Genomic DNA, 21,912 nt, shown 5'->3' with positions numbered 1-21,912 from the left:
GGCGCTACCCCTCGCGCAGTTCGGCGAAAGCCTGGTGCAGCGCCTGGGCATAGACATGCCGCCGGTAGAGACGCGATTGCATCGCCGCCCGGTCGGGCGCCTCGATCTGCAACTCTCGCGCCAGTTTCCCGGCCAGGTAGCGGGCCAGCAGGTCGGGCTTGAAGGGGGCCTTGCGCAACGCGCCGAGCCGGGCGCGGGCCCCCGGATCGAAGACCGGGTTGGCCAAAGGATCCTCGCTCCCCTGCCGCTCCCTGGCGTCGCGAAACCACTCATAAAGCGCCACGTCATCGCCCGCCGCCCGGCGCAGCGCAGGGTCTTCCCCGGGAAAGTCTCCGCCGCGCCCTGACGAAACGTTCTCGCGCCGCGGCTCCGGTTGCGCGATGCCGAGGTCCGCCAGCAGCGCCGCCTGGGTGGCGCTCGCCTGATCCATGTCGAAGACCGTGTCCATCCCTGCCAGCACGGCCTTCGCCCCCTCCAGGGGCGAGGCACTTTCGGCGCGGATGGTGGGAAACGGGGCCAGCAGGAAGGAGCACAGGACGTTGCGATTGCGCGCCAGGAAAGCCTCGGGGCTGGCGGGCTGCCAGCCCGGCGCGCGCAGGGCCATGTCGAACCGGTACTGACTGCGGATCCGCGCAGCAGGCTCGCGCAGCGATGTGGCAAAGCGCAGATCGCCGCGCAGGTAGGGCAGCATCGCCTCGTGCAGCCAGTGGCCGATCACCGCGCGCAGGCGATCCGGCTGGGCGATCTCCATGAAATCGGGGCGTCCGGCACGCAGGTTGGCGATAAGCGACGTGCTCTGATATACCTCATCGGCAGGCAGATGCCGTTCCAGCGCCCGGGTCAGTGACATGCCCGCGCATTTCGGCACATGCACGAAGAATAGAACGCGCGCCATCCCGCCCCCAACGGCCCGTGCGGCCTTGTCGAACCTGGGATCGAGCTAACTGGAAAACGGTTACGCAGTCGTTAACCCTGCCCGGCGCCGTCCCTCCGCGCCCCGATGGCCGCATTTTTCCTTGCGCGGGGGGGCCAAAGCGGCGAAAGGGCCACCGCGCCCCATCCACGGGAGCAGGGCCGACTCGGCCCGCCCGATGCACGCCGCCAGACCGGAGAGACGCCATGCTTCAGACCCCCTACTACCTGATCGACAAGGCCCGCCTTCTGCCCAACATGGAGAAGATCGCCCATCTGCGCGAAACCTCCGGCGCGAAAGCCCTTCTGGCGCTGAAATGTTTCGCCACTTGGGGCGTCTTCGATTTCATGTCCGATTACATGGACGGCACCACCTCCTCGTCGCTTTACGAGGTGAAGCTGGGACGCGAGAAGTTTCCGGGCGAGACCCATGCCTATTCCGTCGCCTGGGCCGACCACGAGATCGACGAGGTGCTGGCCAATTCCGACAAGGTGATCTTCAACACCGCGCAGCAGCTGCAACGGTTCGAGGCGCAGTCGGCCGGCCATATCCGCGGGTTGCGGGTGAACCCGGGCGTCTCCACCAGCGATTTCGACCTGGCCGATCCGTCGCGCCCCTTCTCGCGTCTGGGCGAACATGCCCCCGAGGATATCGAGCCGGTGGCCGAGATGATCTCCGGCTTCATGTTCCACAACAACTGCGAGAACGCGGATTTCGAACGCTTCGACGCCATGCTGGGCATGATCGAACAGCGCTTTGGCCGTCTGATCCGCCGGATGAACTGGATCAGCCTCGGCGGCGGCATCCATTTCACCGGCGAAGGCTACCCGCTGGACAAGCTTTCCGAGCGGCTGAAACGCTTTGCCGGCGAGAACGAGGTGCAGGTCTACCTGGAACCCGGCGAGGCCTCGATCACCAAGTCGACCACGCTGGAGGTGAGCGTGCTGGATACGCTCTACAACGGCAAGAACCTGGCCATCGTCGACAGCTCGATCGAGGCGCATATGCTGGATCTGCTGATCTACCGCGAAAGCGCCAAGATGAACGAGAGCGGCGACCAGGAGTGGATGATCTGCGGCAAGTCCTGCCTGGCCGGTGACATCTTCGGCGAATTCCGCTTCCCCGAAGCCATCAAGCCCGGCGATCGCCTGTCGATCCAGGACGCAGCCGGTTACACGATGGTCAAGAAAAACTGGTTCAACGGCGTGAAGATGCCCGCGATCGCCATCCGCGAGTTGGATGGCACGGAGCGCCTCGTGCGCGACTTCGACTATGACGATTTCGTCTCGGCCCTGGGGTGATCCCGGGCCGGGGCGGAGACCAACCTGAACAAAAAGGGGGTTTCCCGAACTGATGAAACGCAATGTCCTCATCATCGGCGCCGGCGGCGTCGCCCAGGTCGTGGCGCATAAATGCGCCCAGAACAACGATGTTCTTGGTGATCTTCACATCGCCAGCCGGACGAAATCGAAATGCGACGCCATTCTTGCCTCGGTCGAGGCAAAGAAGGCGATGAAAGTGGACGGTGTGTTCAAATCGCATGCTCTGGATGCCCTCGACGTGGCCGCCACCGCCGCGCTGATCCGGGAAAACGACATCCAGATCGTCATCAACGTGGGCACCGCCTTCGTCAACATGTCGGTGCTGGACGCCTGCATCGAGACCGGCGCCGCCTATATCGACACGGCGATCCACGAAGAGCCCGACAAAATCTGCGAAACCCCGCCGTGGTACGCCAACTACGAGTGGAAGAAGCGCGATCTTTGTGCCGAGAAGGGCGTGACCGCCATCCTGGGCGCCGGGTTCGATCCGGGCGTCGTCAACGCCTTCGCCCGCTTTGCCATCGACGAATACATGGATGAGGTCAAATCCATCGACATCGTCGACATCAACGCAGGCAGCCACGGCAAGTATTTCGCCACGAACTTCGACCCGGAGATCAATTTCCGCGAGTTCACCGGCGTGGTCTACTACTGGGAAGACCAGCAGTGGAAGGAGACGACCATGTTCGCCTCCGGCCGCGACTGGGATCTGCCGGTCGTCGGCACCCAGCGGGCCTACCAGTCGGGCCATGACGAGGTGCACAGCCTGGCCACCAACTACCCCCAGGCCGACGTGCGCTTCTGGATGGGGTTTGGCGAGCATTATATCAACGTCTTCACCGTGCTGAAGAACATCGGCCTGCTGTCCGAGCAGCCCGTGACCACCGCCGAGGGGCAGGAAGTTGTGCCGCTGAAGGTGGTGAAGGCCTGCCTGCCCGATCCGTCGTCGCTGGCGCCGAACTACACCGGCAAGACCTGCATCGGCGATCTGGTGAAGGGCACCAAGGACGGCCAGGACGTGGAGGTCTTCGTCTACAACGTGGCCGACCACAAGGAAGCCTACGAGGAAGTGGGCAGCCAGGGCATTTCCTACACCGCCGGCGTGCCGCCCGTCGCCGCCGCCATGCTGATCGCGCAGGGCGACTGGGACGCGGGCACCATGAAGAACGTCGAGGAAATGGACCCCAAGCCCTTCTTCACCATCCTGGATGAGATCGGCCTGCCGACCCGGGTCGAGGTGAACGGCGAAGACAAGGCCTGGAACGCCTGAGCGTTCTTCCTTTATGCATTTGGCGGCCCGCTGGAGAGATCCCGCGGGCCGTTTGCCTTTTGCCAGCGGGGGCCTCCGGCGGGAGTATTTTCAGCCATCGTATGGGGCTAGCCCGCACGCGGGCCCTCGCGTTGCGCGATGGCCACGGATTTGATGATCGCGTGGCAGGGGGTGCCTTCGGCCAATCGCAGGGCCGAAAGCGACCGGCGGGTGATGGCGGAGAGGATCGGCCCGGCGGGCGTGGTCAACGAGATCAGCACGCCGGGGCCTGCGTCCTCGCGGATCGCCGTGACGGTGCCCGGCAGGATGTTCAACGCCGAGAGGCCCTGTGGCGCGTCGCGCGCCAGCATCACATCCTGGGCGGCGATGCGCAGGCGCAGGGGATCGCCCGGCGCGCCGGGCATGCGCGGCAGATGGAGGCGGGCCGGCCCGGCCTGCACCTCGGTCAGGCCGTCGGCGTGGTGGGTGAGGATGCGCGCCTCGACCAGGGCGCCGGCGTCGCGCGGCCCCGTGGGGGAGAAGGCAGGATCTGCGAAGACCTCCACTGCCGGCCCCGAGCGGGTGACGCGGCCCTGCTCCAGTGCCACGACCGTGGTGGCCAGGCGCGCCACCTCCTCTACCGAGTGGCTGACGTAGAGGATGGGAATGTCGGTCTCATCCCTCAGGCGCTCGAAATAGGGCAGGATCTCCGCCTTGCGGGCCTCGTCCAGGGCGGCCAGGGGTTCGTCTGCCAGCAGGATCTCCGGCGCCGACAGCAGGGCGCGGCCGATGGCGACGCGGGATTGTTCGCCGCCCGAAAGCGCGCCGGGACGGCGATCCAGCAGCGCGCCGAGGCCCAGGATTTCGACCACCCGATCGACCTCGGCCCTGTCGCGGCGCCGGGGGCCGAAGCGGCGGCCATAGGTCAGGTTGCGGCGCACGGTCAGGTGCGGGAAGAGGCGCGGCTCCTGGAAGATATAGCCGATGCGGCGGCGATGGACGGGCAAGGCGCGGCCCGTGGTGCTGTCGAAGAGCACCCGGTCGGCGGTGGCGATGCGCCCCGCGTCGGGGTGCAGAAGACCGGCCACCGCCTTGATCACGCTGGTCTTTCCTGAGCCGCTGCGCCCGAAGAGCACGGTCAGGCCGGACGGCGCGCGAAAGTCCACGTCCAGGGAGAAGCCGCCAAAATCGTGACGGAGGGAGACAGACAGGCTCATTTGCCTGCCACCCGTTTCGCGACCCGCTGGGCCAGAAGTTCCGACAACAGCAGCGCGCCCATGGCGATGAGCACCGACAGCGCCACCAGGCGCAGGGCGGACGCCTCGCCGCCGGGCACCTGCAGGAAGGCGTAGATGGCCGAGGGCAGGGTCTGGGTCGATCCGGGGATGTTCGACACGAAGGTGATGGTGGCGCCGAACTCTCCCATCGCCTTGGCGAAGGACAGCACGGCGCCGGCCAGGATACCCGGCGCGATCAGCGGCAGCGTCACGGTGACGAAGCGCGAGAGGGGGCGCGCGCCGAGGGTGGAGGCGGCTTCCTCCAGCTTGGGATCGACGGCGTCGAGGGACAGGCGGATGGCTCGCACCATCAGCGGGAAGCCCATGATCCCGGCGGCCAGCGCGGCGCCGGTCCAGCGGAAGGCGAAGGTGATGCCGAACTGCCCGAGGAACTCGCCCAGAGGCGCTCTGGCCCCCAGCGTCAGCAGCAGCAGGTAGCCCGTGACCACGGGCGGCAGCACCAGCGGCAGATGGATCAGCAGGTTCAACAGCTGTCGCCCCGGAAAGCGCCAGCGCGACAGGGCGTAGGCGGCCAGGAGGCCCAGGGGCAGGCTCGCCAGCATGGCCCAGAAGGAGACCTTCAGCGAGAGCCGCAGCGCCTGCCATTCCTCGGGGCCAAGCCAGTCGGTCATCTCAGTCGGACGCCCAGGTGAACCCCTGCCCTTCGAAGATCGCGCGGGCCTCGGGACCGGAGAGGAAATTCAGCAGATCCGCCGTCAGCGGATTGGTGCTGTCTGCAAGGGCGGCAAGGGGATAGAGGATCGGGTCGTGGCTGTCCTCGGGGAAGGTGCCGATCACCGTCACATCCGGTTCGGCGGCCGCATCGGTGGCATAGACAACGCCCAGGGGCGCCTCCCCCAGGGCCACGAGGGCGAGCGCCGCGCGCACGTTATCGGCCTGGGCCACATGGGGGGCCACGCTGTCCCACAGGCCCAGAGATTGCAGGGCGGTGCGGCCGTAGATGCCGGCCGGCACCGCATCGACCAGCGCCATGGCCAGCGGCGCATCGCCCAGCATCGCGGGCAGATCGAGGTCTGCGTTCAGCGTCACCGGCGCGGCGTCAGCGCCATGGGCCACAAGCACGATTTCGTTGGCCAGAAGGTCTCTGCGTGTCTCGGGCGTGATCAGCCCGTCCGCTTCGAGCTGGTCCATCCAGCCGGGGTTGGCGGAGATGAAGACATCCGCCGGCGCCCCCTGCTGGATCTGCCGGGCCAGCGCCGAGGAGCCGGCGAGGGAGACGCGCAGGTCGGCGCCGGTGGCCCTCTCGAAGGCCGGTTCGAGCTGGTCCATGGCGGTTTTCAGCGAGGCGGCAGCGAAAAGCGTCACCTCCTGCGCCGCGACGGGAAAGGCCAGAGTGCTGAAAGCAATGGAGAAAAGGAAGGGGCGAAAGGACTTCATGGGGACATCCACGTTATATTTCGGCAAACATAACGAAATCGCCCAAAGCGCCAAGCGTTATTTTCCGTCAGACATATCGGATCTCAGGGCAGCGAGCCGCGCCAGCGCCGGGGCGCCAGCGGTGCGACTGGCCTCTTCCAGCGCGCGATAGGCGGCCAGAACCTCCTCGCCCGCCTCCGTCAGATGTGCGCCGCCGCCCTTCGCTCCGCCCCGGGAAGAAGACACCAGCGGGTTTGCAAACATGGAATTCATCGTATCGACCAGCTGCCAGGCGCGCTTGTAGCTCATCCCCATGGCGCGCCCCGCAGCGGAGATGGAGCCGGTGCGGGCGATGCCCTCCATCAGCTCGGCCTTGCCGGGACCCATCACCTGACCATCGCCGTAAGACAGGCGAATGCGAAGGCGCGGGGCGCTGTCGGGGGTGTCGGAAGGCTCTGCCATGGGGCGAAGATGCACCGGCGCGGGGACCACCGCAAGCCGAACTGGCGGGGCGATCCGCCCCGGCGGTCACGCCTTGTCAGGCAGAACGCAGAGCATTTCATAGAGCAGGTTGGCCCCGATCAGGGCGGTATTGCCGGACGGATCATAGGGCGGCGAGACCTCGACCAGATCAGCGCCCACAAGGGTCAGACCGGCGCAGCCGCGCACGATCTCCAGCGCCTGCCAGGTGGTCAGCCCGCCGGGCTCCACCGTCCCCGTGCCGGGGGCAAAGGCCGGGTCCAGGCTGTCGATGTCGAAGGAGAGGTAGCAGGGCGTGTCGCCGATGACCTCGCGCACCTCCGCCATAAGCGGCGTGAGGGATTTCCACCAGCACGCCTCCGCCTGCACCACGCGCCAGCCGCGGTCGCGGCCCCAATTGAAGTCTTCCGGCGCATAGCCGGTGCCGCGCAGCCCGATCTGGAACACCTTGTCGTCCTGCAGGCAGCCCTCCTCCCAGGCGCGGCGGAAGGGGCAGCCATGGGCGACCTTCTCGCCGAACATCTCGTCATTGATGTCGGCATGGGCATCGACGTGGATCAGGGCGACGGGGCCGTGGCGATCGCGCGTGGCGCGCAGGATCGGCCAAGTCAGGGTGTGATCGCCCCCCAGCGTCAAGGGCGTGCAGCCGTGCGACAGGATATCGGCGTAATGGCTGGCGATGATCTTGACCGACTTCTTCAGATCGAAGGTGTTGATCGGCACATCGCCGAGGTCAGCCACCTGCATCCGCTCGAACGGGGCGGCACCGGTGGCCATGTTGTAGGGGCGCAGCATCCGGCTTTCGTCGCGGATCTGGCGCGGGCCCAGGCGGGTGCCGGGCCGGTTGGAGGTCCCGATGTCCATCGGGATGCCGACAAAGGCTGCATCCAGCCCCGCCGCCGTGTCCGCCGCGGGCAGGCGCATCATCGTGGCCGGGCCGCCGAAGCGGGGCATCTCGTTGCCGCCAAGCGGCTGGTTGTAGTCGGTCATCATCGCACTCCCTTTACCGCCCACCCTTTCGCGGGCGCACAGGGGGTGCAAGCGGTCACAGCCGGTCGCGCATCGCGTACCACAACATCGCCAGCGCCAAGAGTGGCGAGCGCAGGCGTTTGCCACCCGGGAAGGGTGCCGTGGGCAGACCCGCCATCAGGTCGAACTGCCCCGCCTGCCCCGCCACGGCCTGCGCCGCCATGCGGCCCGCAAGCGTCGCCATCGCCACCCCATGCCCCGAAAAGCCCGCCACCGACAGGACGTTCTGGCCCAGCCGGTCGAAATGCGGCAGGCGCGACATGGTGATGCCCAGGGTGCCGCCCCAGGCGTAGTCGATGCGCGCCTCCTTCAGTTGCGGAAAGACCTGCAACATCGGGCCACGCACCTTGGCGGCGATGTCGGCGGGGAAGCGGTAGCCATAGCTTTCGCCCCCGCCGAAGACCATGCGGCGATCAGGCGACAGGCGGAAGTAGTTGATGACGAAACGGCTGTCGGCCACCGCGTGGTTGTTGGCGATCAGCGCCTTCGCGGCCGCCTCCCCCAGGGGTTCGGTGACGGCGATGAAGTTGTTGATCGGCATGACCCGCTGGGCCAGCGGCGCGGCGATGTTGTTGTGATAGCCGTTGAGGCCGAGGATCACGTGATCGGCGGTGATCGTGGCGTGGTCGGTCGTGACGCGGGCGGGCCGACCGCCCGTGCCGGGGGTCAGCCCGGTCATGCGTGACCCTTCGTACAGGGTGACGCCCGCCGCCTGCGCCAGTCGCGCCAGGGCGAAGGCATAGCGCAGCGGGTGGACGTGGAAGCCCCCCATGTCCAGCGCGCCCGAGACATAGCCGGGCGAGCCGACCTGCCCCTGCACCGCCTCACGGTCGAGAAAGCGGATCTTGTCGTAATCGTAGCGGTCGCGCAGATGATCGACGAAAGCGCGCGTATGGGGGGTATAGCGGGCGCGGTGGTCGGCATGCAGGATACCGGGGGCCAGCTGGCAGTCCTCGCCGCTTTCGGCGATCAGGTCGCGCACCAGATCAACGGAGTCGAGGCCAAGCTGCCAGAGCCCGCGCGCCCGGTCCTCCCCCACCAGGTTTTCCAGTTCCGGCTGCTCGACGCGCTGGCCAGTGCCGACCTGTCCGCCATTGCGTCCCGAGGCGCCGCCGCCCAGGCGGTTGGCCTCTATCAGGACCACCGAAAGGCCTTGGCGGGCCAGGTGCAGCGCCGCCGAGAGACCGGAGAAGCCACCGCCGACGACACAGACCTCGGCGCGGATCTCCCCCTCCGCCGGAGGGAAGGGGCCCGGCGCCTCGGCCGTGGCGGCATACCAGCTGGCGGGATACTGCCCCGGCCGGTCATTGATCGTCAGGATGTCCATCACGTGCCCCTTTCCCATCGGCGCCGGGTCGTACCGGCAAATCCGCGCGGAGCTTAGGCGGTGGTACGGAGAGTTGAAATCGCTTTGTGCGCCGACTGTGTTGACGGCGGGTCACCTCGCTGACGGGGCCGTCCCTCTGGGCGGACGCGGGCCGTGCCGGGGCGGCCCGCAATGGCCTGAAAAGTGAAAATGACCCGCTGCGCCGTCTTCGATCTGAACACACGGGGCCTGCTGCCCGTCGCGCAGGCATCGCCGGGGCCCTCTCCCTCGGAGGCAGGTCCATCGCAGTGTCCCGGCCCCGCGGGAACCACCCGCCGACACGCCGCGCCGCCTTCCATGGGCGAAGGCGCCTGTTCTTGTCCCCCGCCCCTATTCCCTGCCACAGCCGGGAGAGGCGGGAGCCGAGCACCAAGATGACTAGGCAGTATAACCCAGGATCCATTAAACGAGGCAGGCAGATTATTCCCGACAAGACCACTCATCTTTTCGATGATTCATTCTTTCAACCCGCGCCGCGTTCGTTGATTTCTCTCCGACTTACAGGGCGCTCAAGCTATCACAACTTAGACGCGAAATTCCTGCGTAGCTTTCAAATCGGAAGTCTGGTCATTTCCGTCGACGCTTTCCATAGAAATCTCTGTATACCTGTATTCAAACGTACTGAACCGTAATACGACAACCTTTCTCACCCGGGGCCTCTCGGGCGCCCGACCCCGGTGCAATTAACGGCACACCACTCACCCTGAAGGCGAATAGAGCGCAAATAACACACAGCCGAAAAATGCAAATACCCCTTATTAGGGGTGTTGTTGGAATTCAGCGTGCAAGCGTATGAATTCCGCAGATGGCGTGAGGCTCCACGATCTGCCGAACGGAGCTCTGACCAATCGGCGGCGCGTCGGAAGGCGGCCTGTCTACTATTGAATTGGGGGAATTTATGAGAGTCCTGTTTCTGGTGGGAGCCGGGTTGTCCCTGGCTGCCTGCGCACCCAAAGGCATGTCTTGCGACGAACGCGCGCAAGCCGTGATCTATACCAAATCCGGGACTCCGATCCTGGCGGAGCCCCTCATCGCGGGCGACACCTGCGAGGTGGCAGGGGCCAGCGCAGTGCGGATCGAAGGCACCGAAGATGACCCGAAAGGCCCTGGCCCGCAAGACCCGGACCCGCAGGACCCTGATCCGCAAGATCCCGACCCCCAGGGTCCCGGCGACACGCAGCAAAGCAATGCCAGCGCCAACGCTGGTGGTTCCCAGGCCAGCGCGTCCGACACCGGGACCGGTGAAACCAGCACCGCAAGTGCAGGCCCGGGCGGCGCCTCCGCCAGCGCCTCCGCCGGGGATCAGTCGTCTTCCGCCGGCAACGGTGGCACGGGCGCCACGGACGGCGACGAGACATCCGGCACGGATTGATCCGCCCAACTGACGCGCAGTTCAACGAGTGACCTTTCAATTCCGGAGTTTTCCATGCGTCTCTCCTACGCCATTTCCCTCGCGCTGCTGAGCATTCCGCAGATCGCTCTGGCGCAGTCCAGCCCCGGATCCTCGTGGACTGGCTCCTACAATTTCTCTTCGCCCAACAGCAACCTGGCGAACACCAGCCAGGCGGACCTGATCAAGCGTGCCGAGTCCGGCTATTACGAGACTTTCGGTGCGGACATCTACAATAACACTACGGTCTATGATCGCTCCGTCGGCGACGTCTACGTCGGCGACGGTAGCAGCGCCGATATTGATTATCGGACAGGGGAGAATTCCGGAAACGAATCCTACACGGTGGGATCGGTGAACAATTCCACGACAGAGGTAAATGTTGACGGCAGCAACAACTCCGTCGATATCAACAACTCGTCCTCCTCCCAGGGCTGCCAGAACGGCAGCATTAACGTCGGAAGCTCCAGCGGTTTCGACATCTCCAGCGGGAATTCCTCCGTTGGTGGTGCATCGGGGTGCTGACGGTGACCGCCCTGCCCTTCTCGAAACTCGCGGGCGCGGCGGCCCTGGTGGCCCTGGCCGCCTGTACCCCGCCCAGCAAGAACCTGGACCTGCTTGAAGGCCCCCCGATCGAGGATGTCGTTACACCGATCGACCAGGCCCTGCATTGCCTGGACAACCGGATTTCCAACAAGCTGGCCTTCAGCGTCGGGCCGATCCCCGATCTGACCGGGCGCGAAAGCTACAACGACGGCGGTGCCGGGAAATACGTCAGCCAAGGCGCGGCCGACATCGTGCAATCGGCCCTGTTCAAGTCCGGTGTGACGATCGTTAACCGCCGTTCCATGGGCATCCCCCAGACCGAGGCCCGCTGGGGTCTGCGCGACATCAAGGGGCAGATGCCGGTGAACCTGTTCATCAGCGGCAGCGTCAACACCCTGGATTTCATTCCTGGGGGCGGCATGTCGCTGGGCGTGCGCGGGGTCGGGCCGCAGTATCGGCAGAACCGGATTCTGGTCGGCATGGACCTGGCGGTGACCAATGCCGCCAACGGCCAGGTCGTCGCCAACATCCCCCTGCAGAAGCAGATCTTCTCGGATGAGACGGGCGCCTTCACGCACCGCTTCTTCGGCACCACCCTGGTCAACATGGACGCGGGCGTGCAGCGCCGCGAGGCGCTGAACATGGCGCTGCGACAGATGCTGTACCTGGCAACCTACGAACTGCTGACGCAGCTGATGCCGCCGGAGAAATACGAGGAATGCAGCGCCCTGATCGCCGAGGACGTGGGCGCCGTGAGCGGCACCAAGACGTCGGGCGAACAGCTGGCCATGCTGCAGGATGCCCGCGACGCGGAAATGGAGGCGGCCCAGGCCGCCGCCGATGCCGCCGCAGCAGAAGCAGAGGCCGCCGCCGATGCCGAACGCGCCGCCGCGGAGGATGCGGCCGACGCCGCGCCTGCGGAGGTCCCAACCGCCGAGGCAGCGCCCGAGACGACCGCCGTTGCAGCGCCCCTGCCCCAGGCAGACCCGGCGCCCGCCGGGGAGACCACCGAGGAGGCCCGCGCGCCGCATCCGGCGCCCGCCCGCCGGCCCGAGGCCCCCACAGACATCGAGGCACTGCCCGCCCGGGCCGTTGTCCACAGCACAGCCCCCGTTGACGGGGCCGCCGATCGCAAACTGAAGCCCACGGAGAACGCGGAAGAGGCGCTCGGCACCACGCCGGCCGACAGCGCCACGCTCTCAGACGCCTGATCGACAGACAGATTTCCACGCCTGGTACGGGACGGGGGAAGCCACCGAAATTGATTTCAGGCCCTCAGGTGGCAGGGCCAACAACTCTGGAGGAAGACAATTATGCTTCACAAGAAACTTGCTGTAGCCGCCGTCTTCGGCGCCACCGCCATGCTGCCGACCATGGGCTCCGCCCAGGTGATCCCCAGCATCAACACCCTGATTGCAGACACCGACGAAGAAGTGTCGGCTCTGATCAGCTCGATCGCTGGCAACGACGCAGCCATCGACGGCTCCATCGACATCACCGTTGACGGCTCCGCCGGCGGTGCGCTGGCTGGCGATTTCAGCACCACCACCAACGACATCCTGGATGCCGCTGGTAGCGCAAGCTTCGCCACCAGCGCCACTGACGGCGTCGCAAGCAACGCAACCGAAGGTGCTCTGGCCATCGACTGGATGGAAGATAACTCGATCATCACCGAAGGTGCCTTCTCGGGTGAGGTCGGCGCGACCACCGTTGCACTTGGTGACGTTTCGGCAACCGCTCTGGGCGCTGTCAACAACGGCACCGTGGACCTGACCGAAACGGCTGGCTCCATCAACACCAGCTCCTCGGCCGCCACCAGCTCCACCGACTCCGCGGCCAACTACGCCATGGCAGCCGGCACCGGTGTGAGCGTCGAGCAGATCGCCGCCAACACCGGCGAAATCACCGGTACCGCGACGATCAACTTCTCCGGCAACGGCTCGATCGGCGAAGTCGGCACCACCGCAGCTGGCGCGATCAACACCAGCACCGTGACCGCCGCCATCACCGGCGCCGTCTTCGGCGATCCGACCAACTGATCATCGCATCAGCGAAAACCAAAGGGGTACGCCGGACAACCGGCGGACCCCACCCAAAAAACACTTCTCCCCCTACGCGTGCAGCAACCCACACGCTTTCGTGCTGTTTTAGATGAAACGACTTGTTAAATTTGTACTCCAGAGCAAGGAGGGGAGGCCATGCTACAAGACAGTCTGACACACCCCATTCACGATCCAAGCCACGGAGGTGACACCTGGAAGGAACGTGTCTTCACGCTCTGGGATGAACTGGCCGATTTCGAGGCCAGTCGTGGACATATCGCCCGCAACCACCTGCTTCAGGTGCTCAGCGACCTGGTGGGGGCCACGAATGCCGAGTGGATCGGCTTCATGAAGCTGGATGAGGCTCCCGAGGGGGACCCGATGCTGGGCTGGCGACCGCGCCTCGTGCAGAATTGCCCGGATGACCCGGTGGCAAGCGACCGGATCCGCCAGGCCATTCGCGAAATGGAACGGGGTGAACCGGATCAGACGGCGATCACCGCGGCGCAGCGCGCCGGCCAGTTCCGCATCGAATCCCTGGACGAAATGGTCGAGGCCACCTGGTTCGAAGGCCGCGGTTTCCGCGAGTACTACACCGACATCGGTCGTGCCTCGTCGCTGTGGATCAGCATTCCCGTCTGTGACCGCGCCGAGGTGCATCTGGGCCTGCATCGCGGCCCCGAGCGCCCAGCCTTCGGCGAAGCGGAACGCTCCATCCTGCGCTTCTGCCTGCGCGGCCTGCGCTGGTTCTATCGCCAGCAGATGCTGAACGAGGGGATCGGCGTGGTTCAGTCCCCTCTGACGGAGGCCGAGCGCATGGTCCTGCGCGGGCTGCTGGATGGGCTGAGCGAGAAGGCCATCGCCGAGGTCGTCAACCAGAGCCGCCACACGACCCACGGCCATGTAAAGCGGATCTTCCGCAAATACAGCGTCCGCAGCCGATCCGAGCTGATGGCCCTGTGGCTGCGCGGCAGTTTTGGCCCCTCCGGCAAGACAGACTGCCCCGAGGCCACGGCCCGCGCCGCGGAGGGCTGATCCCACCCGCCACGAGAAGCGGCGCACGGGCAGCGCGCCTGACGGGAGGACGTCAGGCGGCGCAACAGCCTGCCCGGACGCTTTTCGAGAAGGGCCAGCCGATCCCCTCCCCCGCAGCGGCATCTGCACGTGACCCTTTGACCGTGGGGCGGTTCGCCCCGCCGTTCGGCTCCCACAGGTCAGGGTCACCGGCGCTCCCCCGGCCGCCACGTTCTCCTCAACGCTGTCCAGCGCCACCCAGGTGCGATCCGGAGCGATGCAGTTCCGGCAGGAGGACACGCTGACCGCGCCCTTCCGTCGTGCTGACCCTATCGAAGGGACAGGCGGCGAAATGCGCCGACGGCTCCTCCCGCCAGTTGGAGAATTCCGCTTGGATCGGTCCCGTCCGGGCAGCACGCCCCCTGCCTCCGGGGCCGAACTGTCGCGGCATCGGCAGACTCTGCTGCAAATCACCCGTCACTTGGGCGATCCGAACCTGCCCGCCGGTGCAATCGCCCGCGCCGGAATTCGCAACTTCCCGCTGGGAAAACGGCGCCGCTCCTGCCATTGGGGGCGCAGCCAAGACAGACAGCAGGACGCGCCCCATGACCATCACCACCCTCGTCACCCATTCCGGGGGCTTCCATGCCGACGAAGTCCTGTCGACCGTCATCCTCACGCGCCTCTACCCCGAGGCCCGCGTCCTGCGCACCCGCGCACGGGAGGAGATCACCCCGGCTGCGGACCGCGTGATCTACGATGTCGGCGGCACCTACGACCCCGAGGCGCGGATCTTCGACCACCACCAGCGGGAAAGCCCGCTGCGCGAGGACGAAACCCCCTACAGTTCCTTCGGGCTGATCTGGAAACACTTCGGCATGGACTACCTGAAAAGCTTCGACATCCCCGAGGCGGACCTGGAGAAGATCCACGGCAGCTTCGACCGCGGGTTCGTGCTGCCGGTCGACCAGGTCGACAACGGCACCGTCAGCGTGTCCGAGGCCGGGCCGCTGTCGTCGCTGACCCTGCCCGGGCTGATCGAAACGCTGAAGCCGGTGTTCGACGACACAGACCCCGAGGCCGAAACCCGCGGCTTCCATGCCGCGGTCGAGATCGCGCGGCAGTTCGTCGAGGCCCGCGTGGCCCGCAGCGCCGCCAAGCGCCGCGCCGAGCTGCTGGCGGCGGAGGCGGTGCGTGCCGCCGGGGACAGCCCGATCCTGGAACTGCCCATGGGCATGCCCTTCCGCCCCGCCGTCATCGAGGCCGGCGCCGATCACCTGTTGTTCGTGGTGACCCCGCGTCCGGGGGGCGACTGGACCCTGGGCGGCATCCGCAAGTACGACGAAGGCTTTGAACAGCGGGCAGACCTGCCGGCCGCCTGGGGTGGCCTTTCGGGCGCCGAGCTGGAAGCGGTCAGCGGTGTGCCCGGCGCCACCTTCTGTCACAAGGCCCTGTTCATCGCCGCCGCCACCAGCCGAGAGGCCATCCTGCAGATGGCCGCCCTGGCCGTCGAGGAGGCGCGCCGCCTTGCCCCCGCGCCCGACACCGCTGAGCCCTGCCCCCCTGACGTGCAGGGCTGAGGCACGGCAGACCTTAAGACAGGGCGCCATACCGGGCGCCCTGATGATCCTCGTGAGCTGCGGACCGGCACCTGTCATCGCGATGCCGAAACGGGGGAAATCACTCGCCGCGCATCGCCGACAGAACGTCCTTGGCCCCGAGGTCGCCGACGATCTGCTGCGTCACCGGCTCCGTCAACGTGTTGAAGGCGGCGGCCTCCTGCTCCGACAGTTCGATCACCGTATTGTCGCCGGCCGCCTTGATCTGCTCGGTCACCGCATTCGCGCTTTCCAGCCATCCCTCCTCGGCGAATTGCGACAGCCGGCGCCCGGCGATGCCGTCGATGGCCGCGCGGTGCGCTTCCGACAGCCCCTCGTAGCGCGCCTCGTTCATCACCAGGTAGAAGGTGATATGCCCCAGGTTCGGCCCGTAGGTGTAGCTGTTGGCCACCTCGTCCAGCTTGAAGTCGCCGACAGCAGAGGCGCCGGTTACCACGCCGTCGACCAGCCCGGTCTGCAGCGCGTTGTAGATCTCCCCCGCCGGCATCTGCACCGGCACCGCACCAAGGGCCTTTACCACCGAGGCCGCGGCCGAACCGGACACGCGCAGCTTCAGCCCCGCCACGTCCTCGGGCGTCCGCACCTCGTGGTCCTTCATGATGAAGATGTTGCGTTCGGAGAGATACAGCGCCAGCGGCACGGTGCGGGGAAACTCATCCTGCAGCAACCCGGCCTCGTAGGCATTCCAAAGCGCGTCATAGCCGGTCATGCCCTGGGGAATGGCGCCGGGCAGCTCCGCGATCATGGTGCGGGCGAACTGCGTCGAGGTATAACCCGGCAGGCCCCAGGCGATGTCGGCGGTGCCCTGGACCACGCGCACGTATTGCTCCAGCGGGCCGGAGCCCAGCTCCCCGCCCGGGTAGACCTGGATCGTCAGGTCCGGCGCGGCCTCCGCCACCCCGGCCTGAAGCGGCTCGATGGTCGAGCGCGTCACCACGTGCTGCGGCGGCACGAAATGCGCCAGGTTCAGGGTTTCCGCCGCCAGCGCAACGGTGCTGGCCGCGAGGATGGCGCCCGACGCCACCAGGTTCGTGAAATGTCTCATGCAGTCCTCCCTTGGGTATGATCCGACGCGCCGCCTGCGCGGGCGTCCCGAGGCGCCTTGTCAATTTGGGATCCCAAATTTGACTTGAAACCTCATCTCCTCCGTCCTTAAGTTCTATTAGAGTCCCAAATCAGCTGTCAATGACGGCAGTGGACGCCAAAGGAGGAGAAAAGACGATGGCATCGCTGGACGAAAAGATCGGACGGTATCCCAACCCCGCCCGAATGATGCGGAACCTGCAGACCGGACGGTACGAATTTCCGATCCCGCCGCAGTTCACCAACTGGATCGAGGAACAGCAGGCCTGGCGCAACAGCGCGGCCCTGATGGACCAGTCGTTCCACATGACCGATCTCTACGTCCGCGGCCCCGACACGATCCGCCTGCTGAGCGATCTCTGCGTCAACAGCTTCGCCAAGTTCGGCAAGAACAAGGCCAAGCAGATCGTCTGCCTGAACGAGGACGGCTATGTCATCGGCGACGCCATCTGCTTCGGGCTGGAAGACGACGAGGTGAATATCGTCGGCCGCCCGGTGCTGCCGAACTGGATCCAGTACCACGCCGAAACGGGCGGCTACGACGTCACCGTCGAGCGCGATCAGCGCTCCCTCGACGCCCCAGACAAGCCGCGCAAGACCTACCGCTACGAGGTGCAGGGGCCGAACGCCCTGGCGATCCTGAACGCGGTGAACGAGGGCGGCCCGCTGACCACCAAGTTCTTCAACATGGGCGAGATCACCATCGACGGCTGCACCGCGCGCACCCTGAGCCACGGCATGGGCGGCGCCGAGGGGCTGGAGCTTTGGGGGCCCTTCGAGGACGGCCAACGGGTCAAGGCCGCGCTGCTGAAGACGGGCGAGGCCCATGGCCTGCGCCAGGTGGGCGCGCGGGCCTATTCCTCGGCGGCGGCAGAGTCGGGCTGGGTGCCCTCCCCCCTGCCCGCGATCTACGACGGCGCGGCGATGCGCCCCTACCGCGAATGGCTGGACGAGCAAAGCTTCGAGGGGGTCAGCACCATCGGCGGCAGCCTCGACTCGGATGACGTGACGGACTACTACCTGACCCCATGGGACCTGGACTATGGCCGGGTGGTGAAGTTCGACCACGACTTCCTGGGCCGCGCCGCGCTGGAGCGGATGAAGGACGGCCCGCACCGCCGCAAGGTGACCCTGGTCTGGAACCGCGAGGACGTGCTGGAGGTATTCGGCGGCATGATGGACGACGGCGGCCTGCCCGCGAAATACATGGAGATGCCCTCGGCGCACTATGCGACGCATCCCTATGACCGCGTGCTGTCCGACGGCGGTGACGTGGGTGTCTCGATCAGCCCGGTCTTCTCGTCCAACGAACGCGCCTGGATTTCGCTGGCGATCCTCGACCCGGAGGTGGCCGAGGTCGGCACCGAGGTGACGGTGATCTGGGGCGAGCCGGACGGCGGCACCGACAAGCCCAACGTCGAGGCGCACCGCCAGGTCAAGGTCCGCGCGACCGTCCACGCCTGGCCCATCCACGAAGCGTCCCGCACGCATTACCGTCAGCAGGTCTGAGGAGCCCCCGCCGCATGAGCCAGCCCTCCGAGACGTCCAGCCCCGAGACCGGCGAGGTCGCGACCGGCACGCGCCAGCAGCAGGTCGCCGACACGCTGCGGGACATGATCGTCACCGGACAGCTCGACCCGGACTGCAAGCACTCCGAGGCGGCGCTGGCCAAGCGCCTGGGCGTATCGCGCACCCCCGTGCGCCACGCCCTTGCGGTGCTGGTGGAGGAAGGCGTTATGCGGCGGGCCGGCGGGCGCGGCTACGTCGTGCGCCGCTACGAGGCCAGCGACGTGGCCGTGGCCCTGGAAATCCGCTCCGCCGTCGAAGGGCTGGCGGCGCGGTCCGTCGCCCGCATCGGGCTGACGCCCGAGACGGCGGCCACCCTGGACGCCTGCCTGGCCGAGGGCGACGCGCTCTTCGCCCCCGGCGAAACCGGCCCGGTGGACGAGGCCCGCTATTCGCAGATGAACGCGGCCTTCCACGAGGCGATAGCCAAGGCCGCCGGCGGGTCCCTCTTCGGCGAGGTCCGCGCGGTCCTCGACCGTGTGCCCTTCGGGGCCCCTTCCGCCATCCGCTTTCACCGCATGGACCCGGCGGAACGGCGGCTGCACCTGCATCACGCCCACCTGCAGCATCACTACATCGTCGCCGCCATCCGTGATCGGGATGGCGCCCGTGCCGAGGGGCTGTTCCGCGAGCACGGCGAAATGGTCAAGGTCAGCCTGGGCCTGACCCGGGGCCCCTGGCACCGCGAAGCAGGCCCCGGGCTGCCGATCGGGCCGAGCAGCCCCGAAGAGACCGCGGGCGACTGAAAGAGGCCGTTCGCAGCCACGACAGGGGAGAAGGGGCGCCCGCGCCCGGCCTCCTGCTCTCTGCGGCCTCCCGGCGCCAGTGTCAGCCGACGGAGTGCAGCGGAGTCTGCGGCAACGGCAGCACTGCCGGCCGCTCCTGCCCCTCGACCTCGATCAGCTTGCAGCCGATGCGAAAGACCTCCTGGATCCGCGCCTCGCTCAGCACCTCCCGGGTTGCCCCGGTTGCCACCACGCGCCCCTCCTGGAACAGCACGACATGATCGGCATAGCGCATCGCCATGTTCAGGTCATGCAGCACCAGGACAATGCTGCGCCCCTCGGCGCGGTTGAGCTGGCGCACCAGTTCCAGCACCTCGAACGCATGGGACACGTCGAGATGGTTCGTCGGCTCGTCGAGGAAGATATGCGGGGTATCCTGGGCGATGGTCATGGCGATCCAGGCGCGTTGCCGCTGTCCTCCCGACAGCTGGCCGATGGGACGCGTGGCCAGCTCGGCAAGCTCGGTCGCGGCCAGGGCGCGCTGGCAGGCCTTGCGATCTTCGGCGGTCTGCCCCCGGAACCCGCGCCGGTGCGCGAAGCGCCCCAGCCGGACCAGGTCCTGCACGGTCAGTTCCGGCGGCGCATCGGGCGACTGGCTGAGCATGGCGACGACCTGGGCCAGACCCTTGGGGGACCAGTCCTGCAAGGCGCGTCCAGCCACCTCTACGACGCCTTGCGCGGGGGCGTGCAGGCGCCGCATCACGCGCAGCGCGGTGGACTTGCCGCTGCCATTGGGGCCGCAGAAGGCCGTGATCCGACCCGCCGGGATATCGAGATCGACAAGATCCAGCGCGGTCACCCCGTCATAGCGGGCGGTGACATCGCGCAAACGGGCAAGGGCGTCAGCCATGGGATCGCCTTTCCTTCAGAAGAAGCCACAGGAAGAGGGGCGCGCCGATCAGCGCCGTCAGCGCCCCGGCCGGCAATTCGACGGGCGCGGCGATGGTGCGGGCCAGCGTGTCGGCCCCGAGCGTCAGGATGCCACCGATCAGCGCGGTGGCGGTCAGGAAGCCGGGGGAGAACTGGCCATGCACGAAACGCGCGATATGCGGCGCGATCAGGCCGACGAAACCGACCGCGCCGACCTGCGACACGGCCAGCGCCGTCAGCGCGACGGCCAGACCGAGAACCGTCAGTTGCATGCGCCCGACCGGCACACCGGTGACCGACGCGCTATCCGGATCGAGGACCAGCTGACGGATCACCGGCCCGAGGCACAGCAGCACCAGCGCCGCCGCGCCGAGGCCTGCCGCAACCGTGGCCACGTCGCTCCAATGGGCGGCGCCGATGGACCCGGTCAGCCAGGTCAGCGCCTGACCGGCGCGGTAGACGGGCCCGAGGATCATCATCAGCGTGACACCCGCCTTGGCCAGCGCCGCCAGCGCGATGCCATAGAGGATAACGCGCAAGGGGCTGCGGCCCTGCGGGTCCAGCAGCGCAAGAACCGCCACGAGCACCGAGAATCCGAAGGCCCCGAGCGCCGCCGCCAGCGGTTGCCAGTGGATCGAGACCGTCAGCGCATTCGCCCTGTCCGAGAAGACCCAGAGGAAGGTGACCACCCCCAGGGCCGCCCCGTCGATGATCCCGAGGATCGAGGGCGCGGCGACGGGATTGCGGGTGATCCGTTGCAGCAATGCCCCGGACAGGGCCAGTGCCATCCCCGCCAGCAACGCCAGAGCCACCCGCGGCAGGCGCAGGGTCCAGACGATCACCTCGTCCATCTTCTCCCCCTGCCCGATCAGCGCGGCCGCCACGCGATGCAGCGGCATGGCGCTGGATCCGACGCCCGTGGCCACGACGGCAAGAAGGGCCAGGCAGAGGACCAGCAGCAGCAGGCGCGCCGGCGGGGCGATGCGGATCATAGGGCAGCCTCCCCCTTGCGGCGCAGCAGACCGATCAGGATCGGCACCCCGATCAGCGCCAGCACGGCGCCGATCGGCGCCTCCCCCGGCAGGACCACGAGCCGGGCCCCGATATCGGCCAGGACGGCAATGACGGCCCCGGTCAGCACCGTCACGACGATCTGACCGGCGCTGCCGGTCTGCGGCACCATGCGGCGGGCCAGGTGCGGCGCCACGAGCCCCATGAAGACGACCGGCCCCGCCATGGCGACCGCACCTGCCGCCAGCAGGGCGCCAAGGGCCAGCGCCCCCATCCGGATGCCCGTCACCCGCACGCCGAGCGCCCCCGCGCTGTCATCGTCCAGCCGCAATGCATCAAGCGACGGCGCCATGGCCAGCGCCCCGATCAGCCCGACCCCAAGCGTCGGCAGCCCGAGCGCCAGAACGGAGAGGGCACGGTCGGCGAAGCCGCCCGACAGCCAGAACAGCAGCGTTTCCAGCGCGGTTTCATCCAACAAAAGCAGGACCTGGGTCAGCGACCCCAGCATGGCGGCCAGGGTCACACCGGCCAGCAGGGTCGTGCCCGGCCCCGCCGTTCGGCCCGCGGCGCTGACGATCCCGAAGACGATCGCGGTGGTCACCAGCCCGCCGGCCAGAGCCAGCCCGCCGGTCGCGGCAAGGCTCTGACTGCCCCAGAGCGTGACCCCCAGCACGACGCTGAAGGCCGCCCCTGCGTTGATGCCCAAAAGACCCGGCTCCGCCAGCGGATTGCGGGTCGAGGCCTGGATCAGGAAGCCCGACAGGCCCAGCGATGCCCCGGCGCATATGGCCACCAGGGTGCGGGGAATGCGCAGGCTGGTGATGATGATCGCATCCGTCCCCTCGCCCCCGCGCAGGGCGTCCAGAACCCTCGCCGGACCGTAGACATTCAACCCGAGATGAAGGCTCGCGATGGTGGCCAAAGCCAGGGCCAGCGTCAGGACCAGGATGGATTTCTGCATGTCAGGGGCGCC

The 21,912-nt window shown here is 67.3% G+C and carries 21 protein-coding genes; 10 read left to right on the top strand and 11 right to left on the bottom strand.

Features of this window, described 5'->3' with window-relative positions; genetic code table 11:
- Positions 1-4 precede the first annotated feature (4 nt).
- Entirely contained in the window at positions 5-895 is an 891-nt protein-coding gene (locus CVM50_RS03090) for a hypothetical protein (protein WP_085886165.1), read from the bottom strand.
- 224 nt (positions 896-1,119) lie between these two features.
- On the opposite strand from CVM50_RS03090, the gene CVM50_RS03085 reads away from it, so the two are divergent.
- On the top strand, positions 1,120-2,214 hold the full coding sequence (locus CVM50_RS03085) for a carboxynorspermidine decarboxylase (RefSeq protein ID WP_085886166.1): 1,095 nt from the start codon (positions 1,120-1,122) through the stop codon (positions 2,212-2,214).
- Between the two features lie 52 nt (positions 2,215-2,266).
- Complete coding sequence (locus tag CVM50_RS03080; RefSeq protein WP_085886167.1) at positions 2,267-3,505, top strand: saccharopine dehydrogenase family protein; 1,239 nt, start codon at positions 2,267-2,269, stop codon at positions 3,503-3,505.
- Between the two features lie 107 nt (positions 3,506-3,612).
- On the opposite strand, the gene modC is transcribed toward CVM50_RS03080, so the two are convergent.
- The 6 genes from modC to CVM50_RS03050 all read right to left on the bottom strand — a co-directional run bounded on the left by modC (position 3,613) and on the right by CVM50_RS03050 (position 8,974).
- Positions 3,613-4,701, bottom strand: coding sequence for a molybdenum ABC transporter ATP-binding protein (modC, locus tag CVM50_RS03075; protein WP_085886168.1), 1,089 nt, complete (start codon positions 4,699-4,701; stop codon positions 3,613-3,615).
- On the bottom strand, positions 4,698-5,393 hold the full coding sequence (gene modB, locus CVM50_RS03070) for a molybdate ABC transporter permease subunit (protein WP_085886169.1): 696 nt from the start codon (positions 5,391-5,393) through the stop codon (positions 4,698-4,700). Before modB ends, modC begins: the two co-directional genes overlap by 4 nt.
- A 1-nt stretch (position 5,394) precedes the next feature.
- Positions 5,395-6,159 carry a molybdate ABC transporter substrate-binding protein gene (modA, locus tag CVM50_RS03065; RefSeq protein ID WP_085886170.1) on the bottom strand — a complete coding sequence of 255 codons (765 nt, stop codon included), beginning with the start codon at positions 6,157-6,159 and terminating at the stop codon, positions 5,395-5,397.
- 57 nt (positions 6,160-6,216) lie between these two features.
- The gene (locus tag CVM50_RS03060; protein ID WP_085886621.1) at positions 6,217-6,600 is read right to left on the bottom strand and encodes a winged helix-turn-helix domain-containing protein; all 384 of its coding nucleotides are present in this window, start codon (positions 6,598-6,600) and stop codon (positions 6,217-6,219) included.
- A gap of 66 nt (positions 6,601-6,666) precedes the next feature.
- The gene (gene speB / locus CVM50_RS03055) at positions 6,667-7,608 is read right to left on the bottom strand and encodes an agmatinase (protein ID WP_085886622.1); all 942 of its coding nucleotides are present in this window, start codon (positions 7,606-7,608) and stop codon (positions 6,667-6,669) included.
- A 55-nt stretch (positions 7,609-7,663) separates the two neighbouring features.
- Positions 7,664-8,974, bottom strand: a complete 1,311-nt coding sequence (locus CVM50_RS03050) for an NAD(P)/FAD-dependent oxidoreductase (RefSeq protein ID WP_085886171.1) — start codon at positions 8,972-8,974, stop codon at positions 7,664-7,666.
- Between the two features lie 967 nt (positions 8,975-9,941).
- On the opposite strand from CVM50_RS03050, the gene CVM50_RS03045 reads away from it, so the two are divergent.
- The 6 genes from CVM50_RS03045 to CVM50_RS03020 all read left to right on the top strand — a co-directional run bounded on the left by CVM50_RS03045 (position 9,942) and on the right by CVM50_RS03020 (position 15,585).
- Positions 9,942-10,385 carry a hypothetical protein gene (locus CVM50_RS03045; RefSeq protein WP_157792119.1) on the top strand — a complete coding sequence of 148 codons (444 nt, stop codon included), beginning with the start codon at positions 9,942-9,944 and terminating at the stop codon, positions 10,383-10,385.
- A 54-nt stretch (positions 10,386-10,439) separates the two neighbouring features.
- Positions 10,440-10,928 carry a hypothetical protein gene (locus CVM50_RS03040; protein WP_085886173.1) on the top strand — a complete coding sequence of 163 codons (489 nt, stop codon included), beginning with the start codon at positions 10,440-10,442 and terminating at the stop codon, positions 10,926-10,928.
- On the top strand, positions 10,922-12,160 hold the full coding sequence (locus CVM50_RS21675; RefSeq protein WP_100148421.1) for a CsgG/HfaB family protein: 1,239 nt from the start codon (positions 10,922-10,924) through the stop codon (positions 12,158-12,160). The genes CVM50_RS03040 and CVM50_RS21675 overlap by 7 nt, the downstream gene beginning before the upstream one ends.
- A 102-nt stretch (positions 12,161-12,262) precedes the next feature.
- A complete protein-coding gene (locus tag CVM50_RS03030) occupies positions 12,263-12,988 on the top strand; it encodes a hypothetical protein (RefSeq protein ID WP_085886175.1) in 726 nt (241 codons plus the stop codon).
- A gap of 159 nt (positions 12,989-13,147) precedes the next feature.
- Positions 13,148-14,026 (top strand): helix-turn-helix transcriptional regulator, encoded by an 879-nt coding sequence (locus CVM50_RS03025; protein ID WP_085886176.1) that lies wholly within the window; start codon positions 13,148-13,150, stop codon positions 14,024-14,026.
- A 584-nt stretch (positions 14,027-14,610) separates the two neighbouring features.
- Complete coding sequence (locus tag CVM50_RS03020; protein WP_085886177.1) at positions 14,611-15,585, top strand: MYG1 family protein; 975 nt, start codon at positions 14,611-14,613, stop codon at positions 15,583-15,585.
- A gap of 100 nt (positions 15,586-15,685) precedes the next feature.
- Here CVM50_RS03020 and CVM50_RS03015 read toward each other — a convergent pair whose 3' ends face one another.
- Positions 15,686-16,669: a TRAP transporter substrate-binding protein gene (locus tag CVM50_RS03015; RefSeq protein WP_085886178.1), complete on the bottom strand. Its 984-nt coding sequence runs from the start codon at positions 16,667-16,669 to the stop codon at positions 15,686-15,688.
- Positions 16,670-16,845: 176 nt separating this feature from the next.
- Here CVM50_RS03015 and CVM50_RS03010 point away from each other — a divergent pair, with 176 nt between their 5' ends.
- Complete coding sequence (locus CVM50_RS03010; protein WP_198431836.1) at positions 16,846-18,216, top strand: aminomethyltransferase family protein; 1,371 nt, start codon at positions 16,846-16,848, stop codon at positions 18,214-18,216.
- Between the two features lie 14 nt (positions 18,217-18,230).
- On the top strand, positions 18,231-19,019 hold the full coding sequence (locus CVM50_RS03005; RefSeq protein WP_085886179.1) for a GntR family transcriptional regulator: 789 nt from the start codon (positions 18,231-18,233) through the stop codon (positions 19,017-19,019).
- An 82-nt stretch (positions 19,020-19,101) separates the two neighbouring features.
- Here CVM50_RS03005 and CVM50_RS03000 read toward each other — a convergent pair whose 3' ends face one another.
- The 3 genes from CVM50_RS03000 to CVM50_RS02990 are packed head-to-tail and all read right to left on the bottom strand — an operon-like array spanning position 19,102 to position 21,900.
- On the bottom strand, positions 19,102-19,908 hold the full coding sequence (locus tag CVM50_RS03000) for an ABC transporter ATP-binding protein (RefSeq protein ID WP_085886180.1): 807 nt from the start codon (positions 19,906-19,908) through the stop codon (positions 19,102-19,104).
- Positions 19,901-20,920 carry a FecCD family ABC transporter permease gene (locus CVM50_RS02995; RefSeq protein ID WP_085886181.1) on the bottom strand — a complete coding sequence of 340 codons (1,020 nt, stop codon included), beginning with the start codon at positions 20,918-20,920 and terminating at the stop codon, positions 19,901-19,903. Before CVM50_RS02995 ends, CVM50_RS03000 begins: the two co-directional genes overlap by 8 nt.
- Positions 20,917-21,900 (bottom strand): FecCD family ABC transporter permease, encoded by a 984-nt coding sequence (locus CVM50_RS02990; protein WP_085886182.1) that lies wholly within the window; start codon positions 21,898-21,900, stop codon positions 20,917-20,919. The genes CVM50_RS02995 and CVM50_RS02990 overlap by 4 nt, the downstream gene beginning before the upstream one ends.
- Between the last annotated feature and the right edge of the window lie 12 nt (positions 21,901-21,912).

It is taken from the genome of Pseudooceanicola marinus, assembly GCF_002786295.1.
Lineage (GTDB): Bacteria > Pseudomonadota > Alphaproteobacteria > Rhodobacterales > Rhodobacteraceae > Pseudooceanicola > Pseudooceanicola marinus.
Note: the sequence above shows the minus strand (reverse complement) of the source record. Positions and strands in the feature narration are given on the sequence as shown.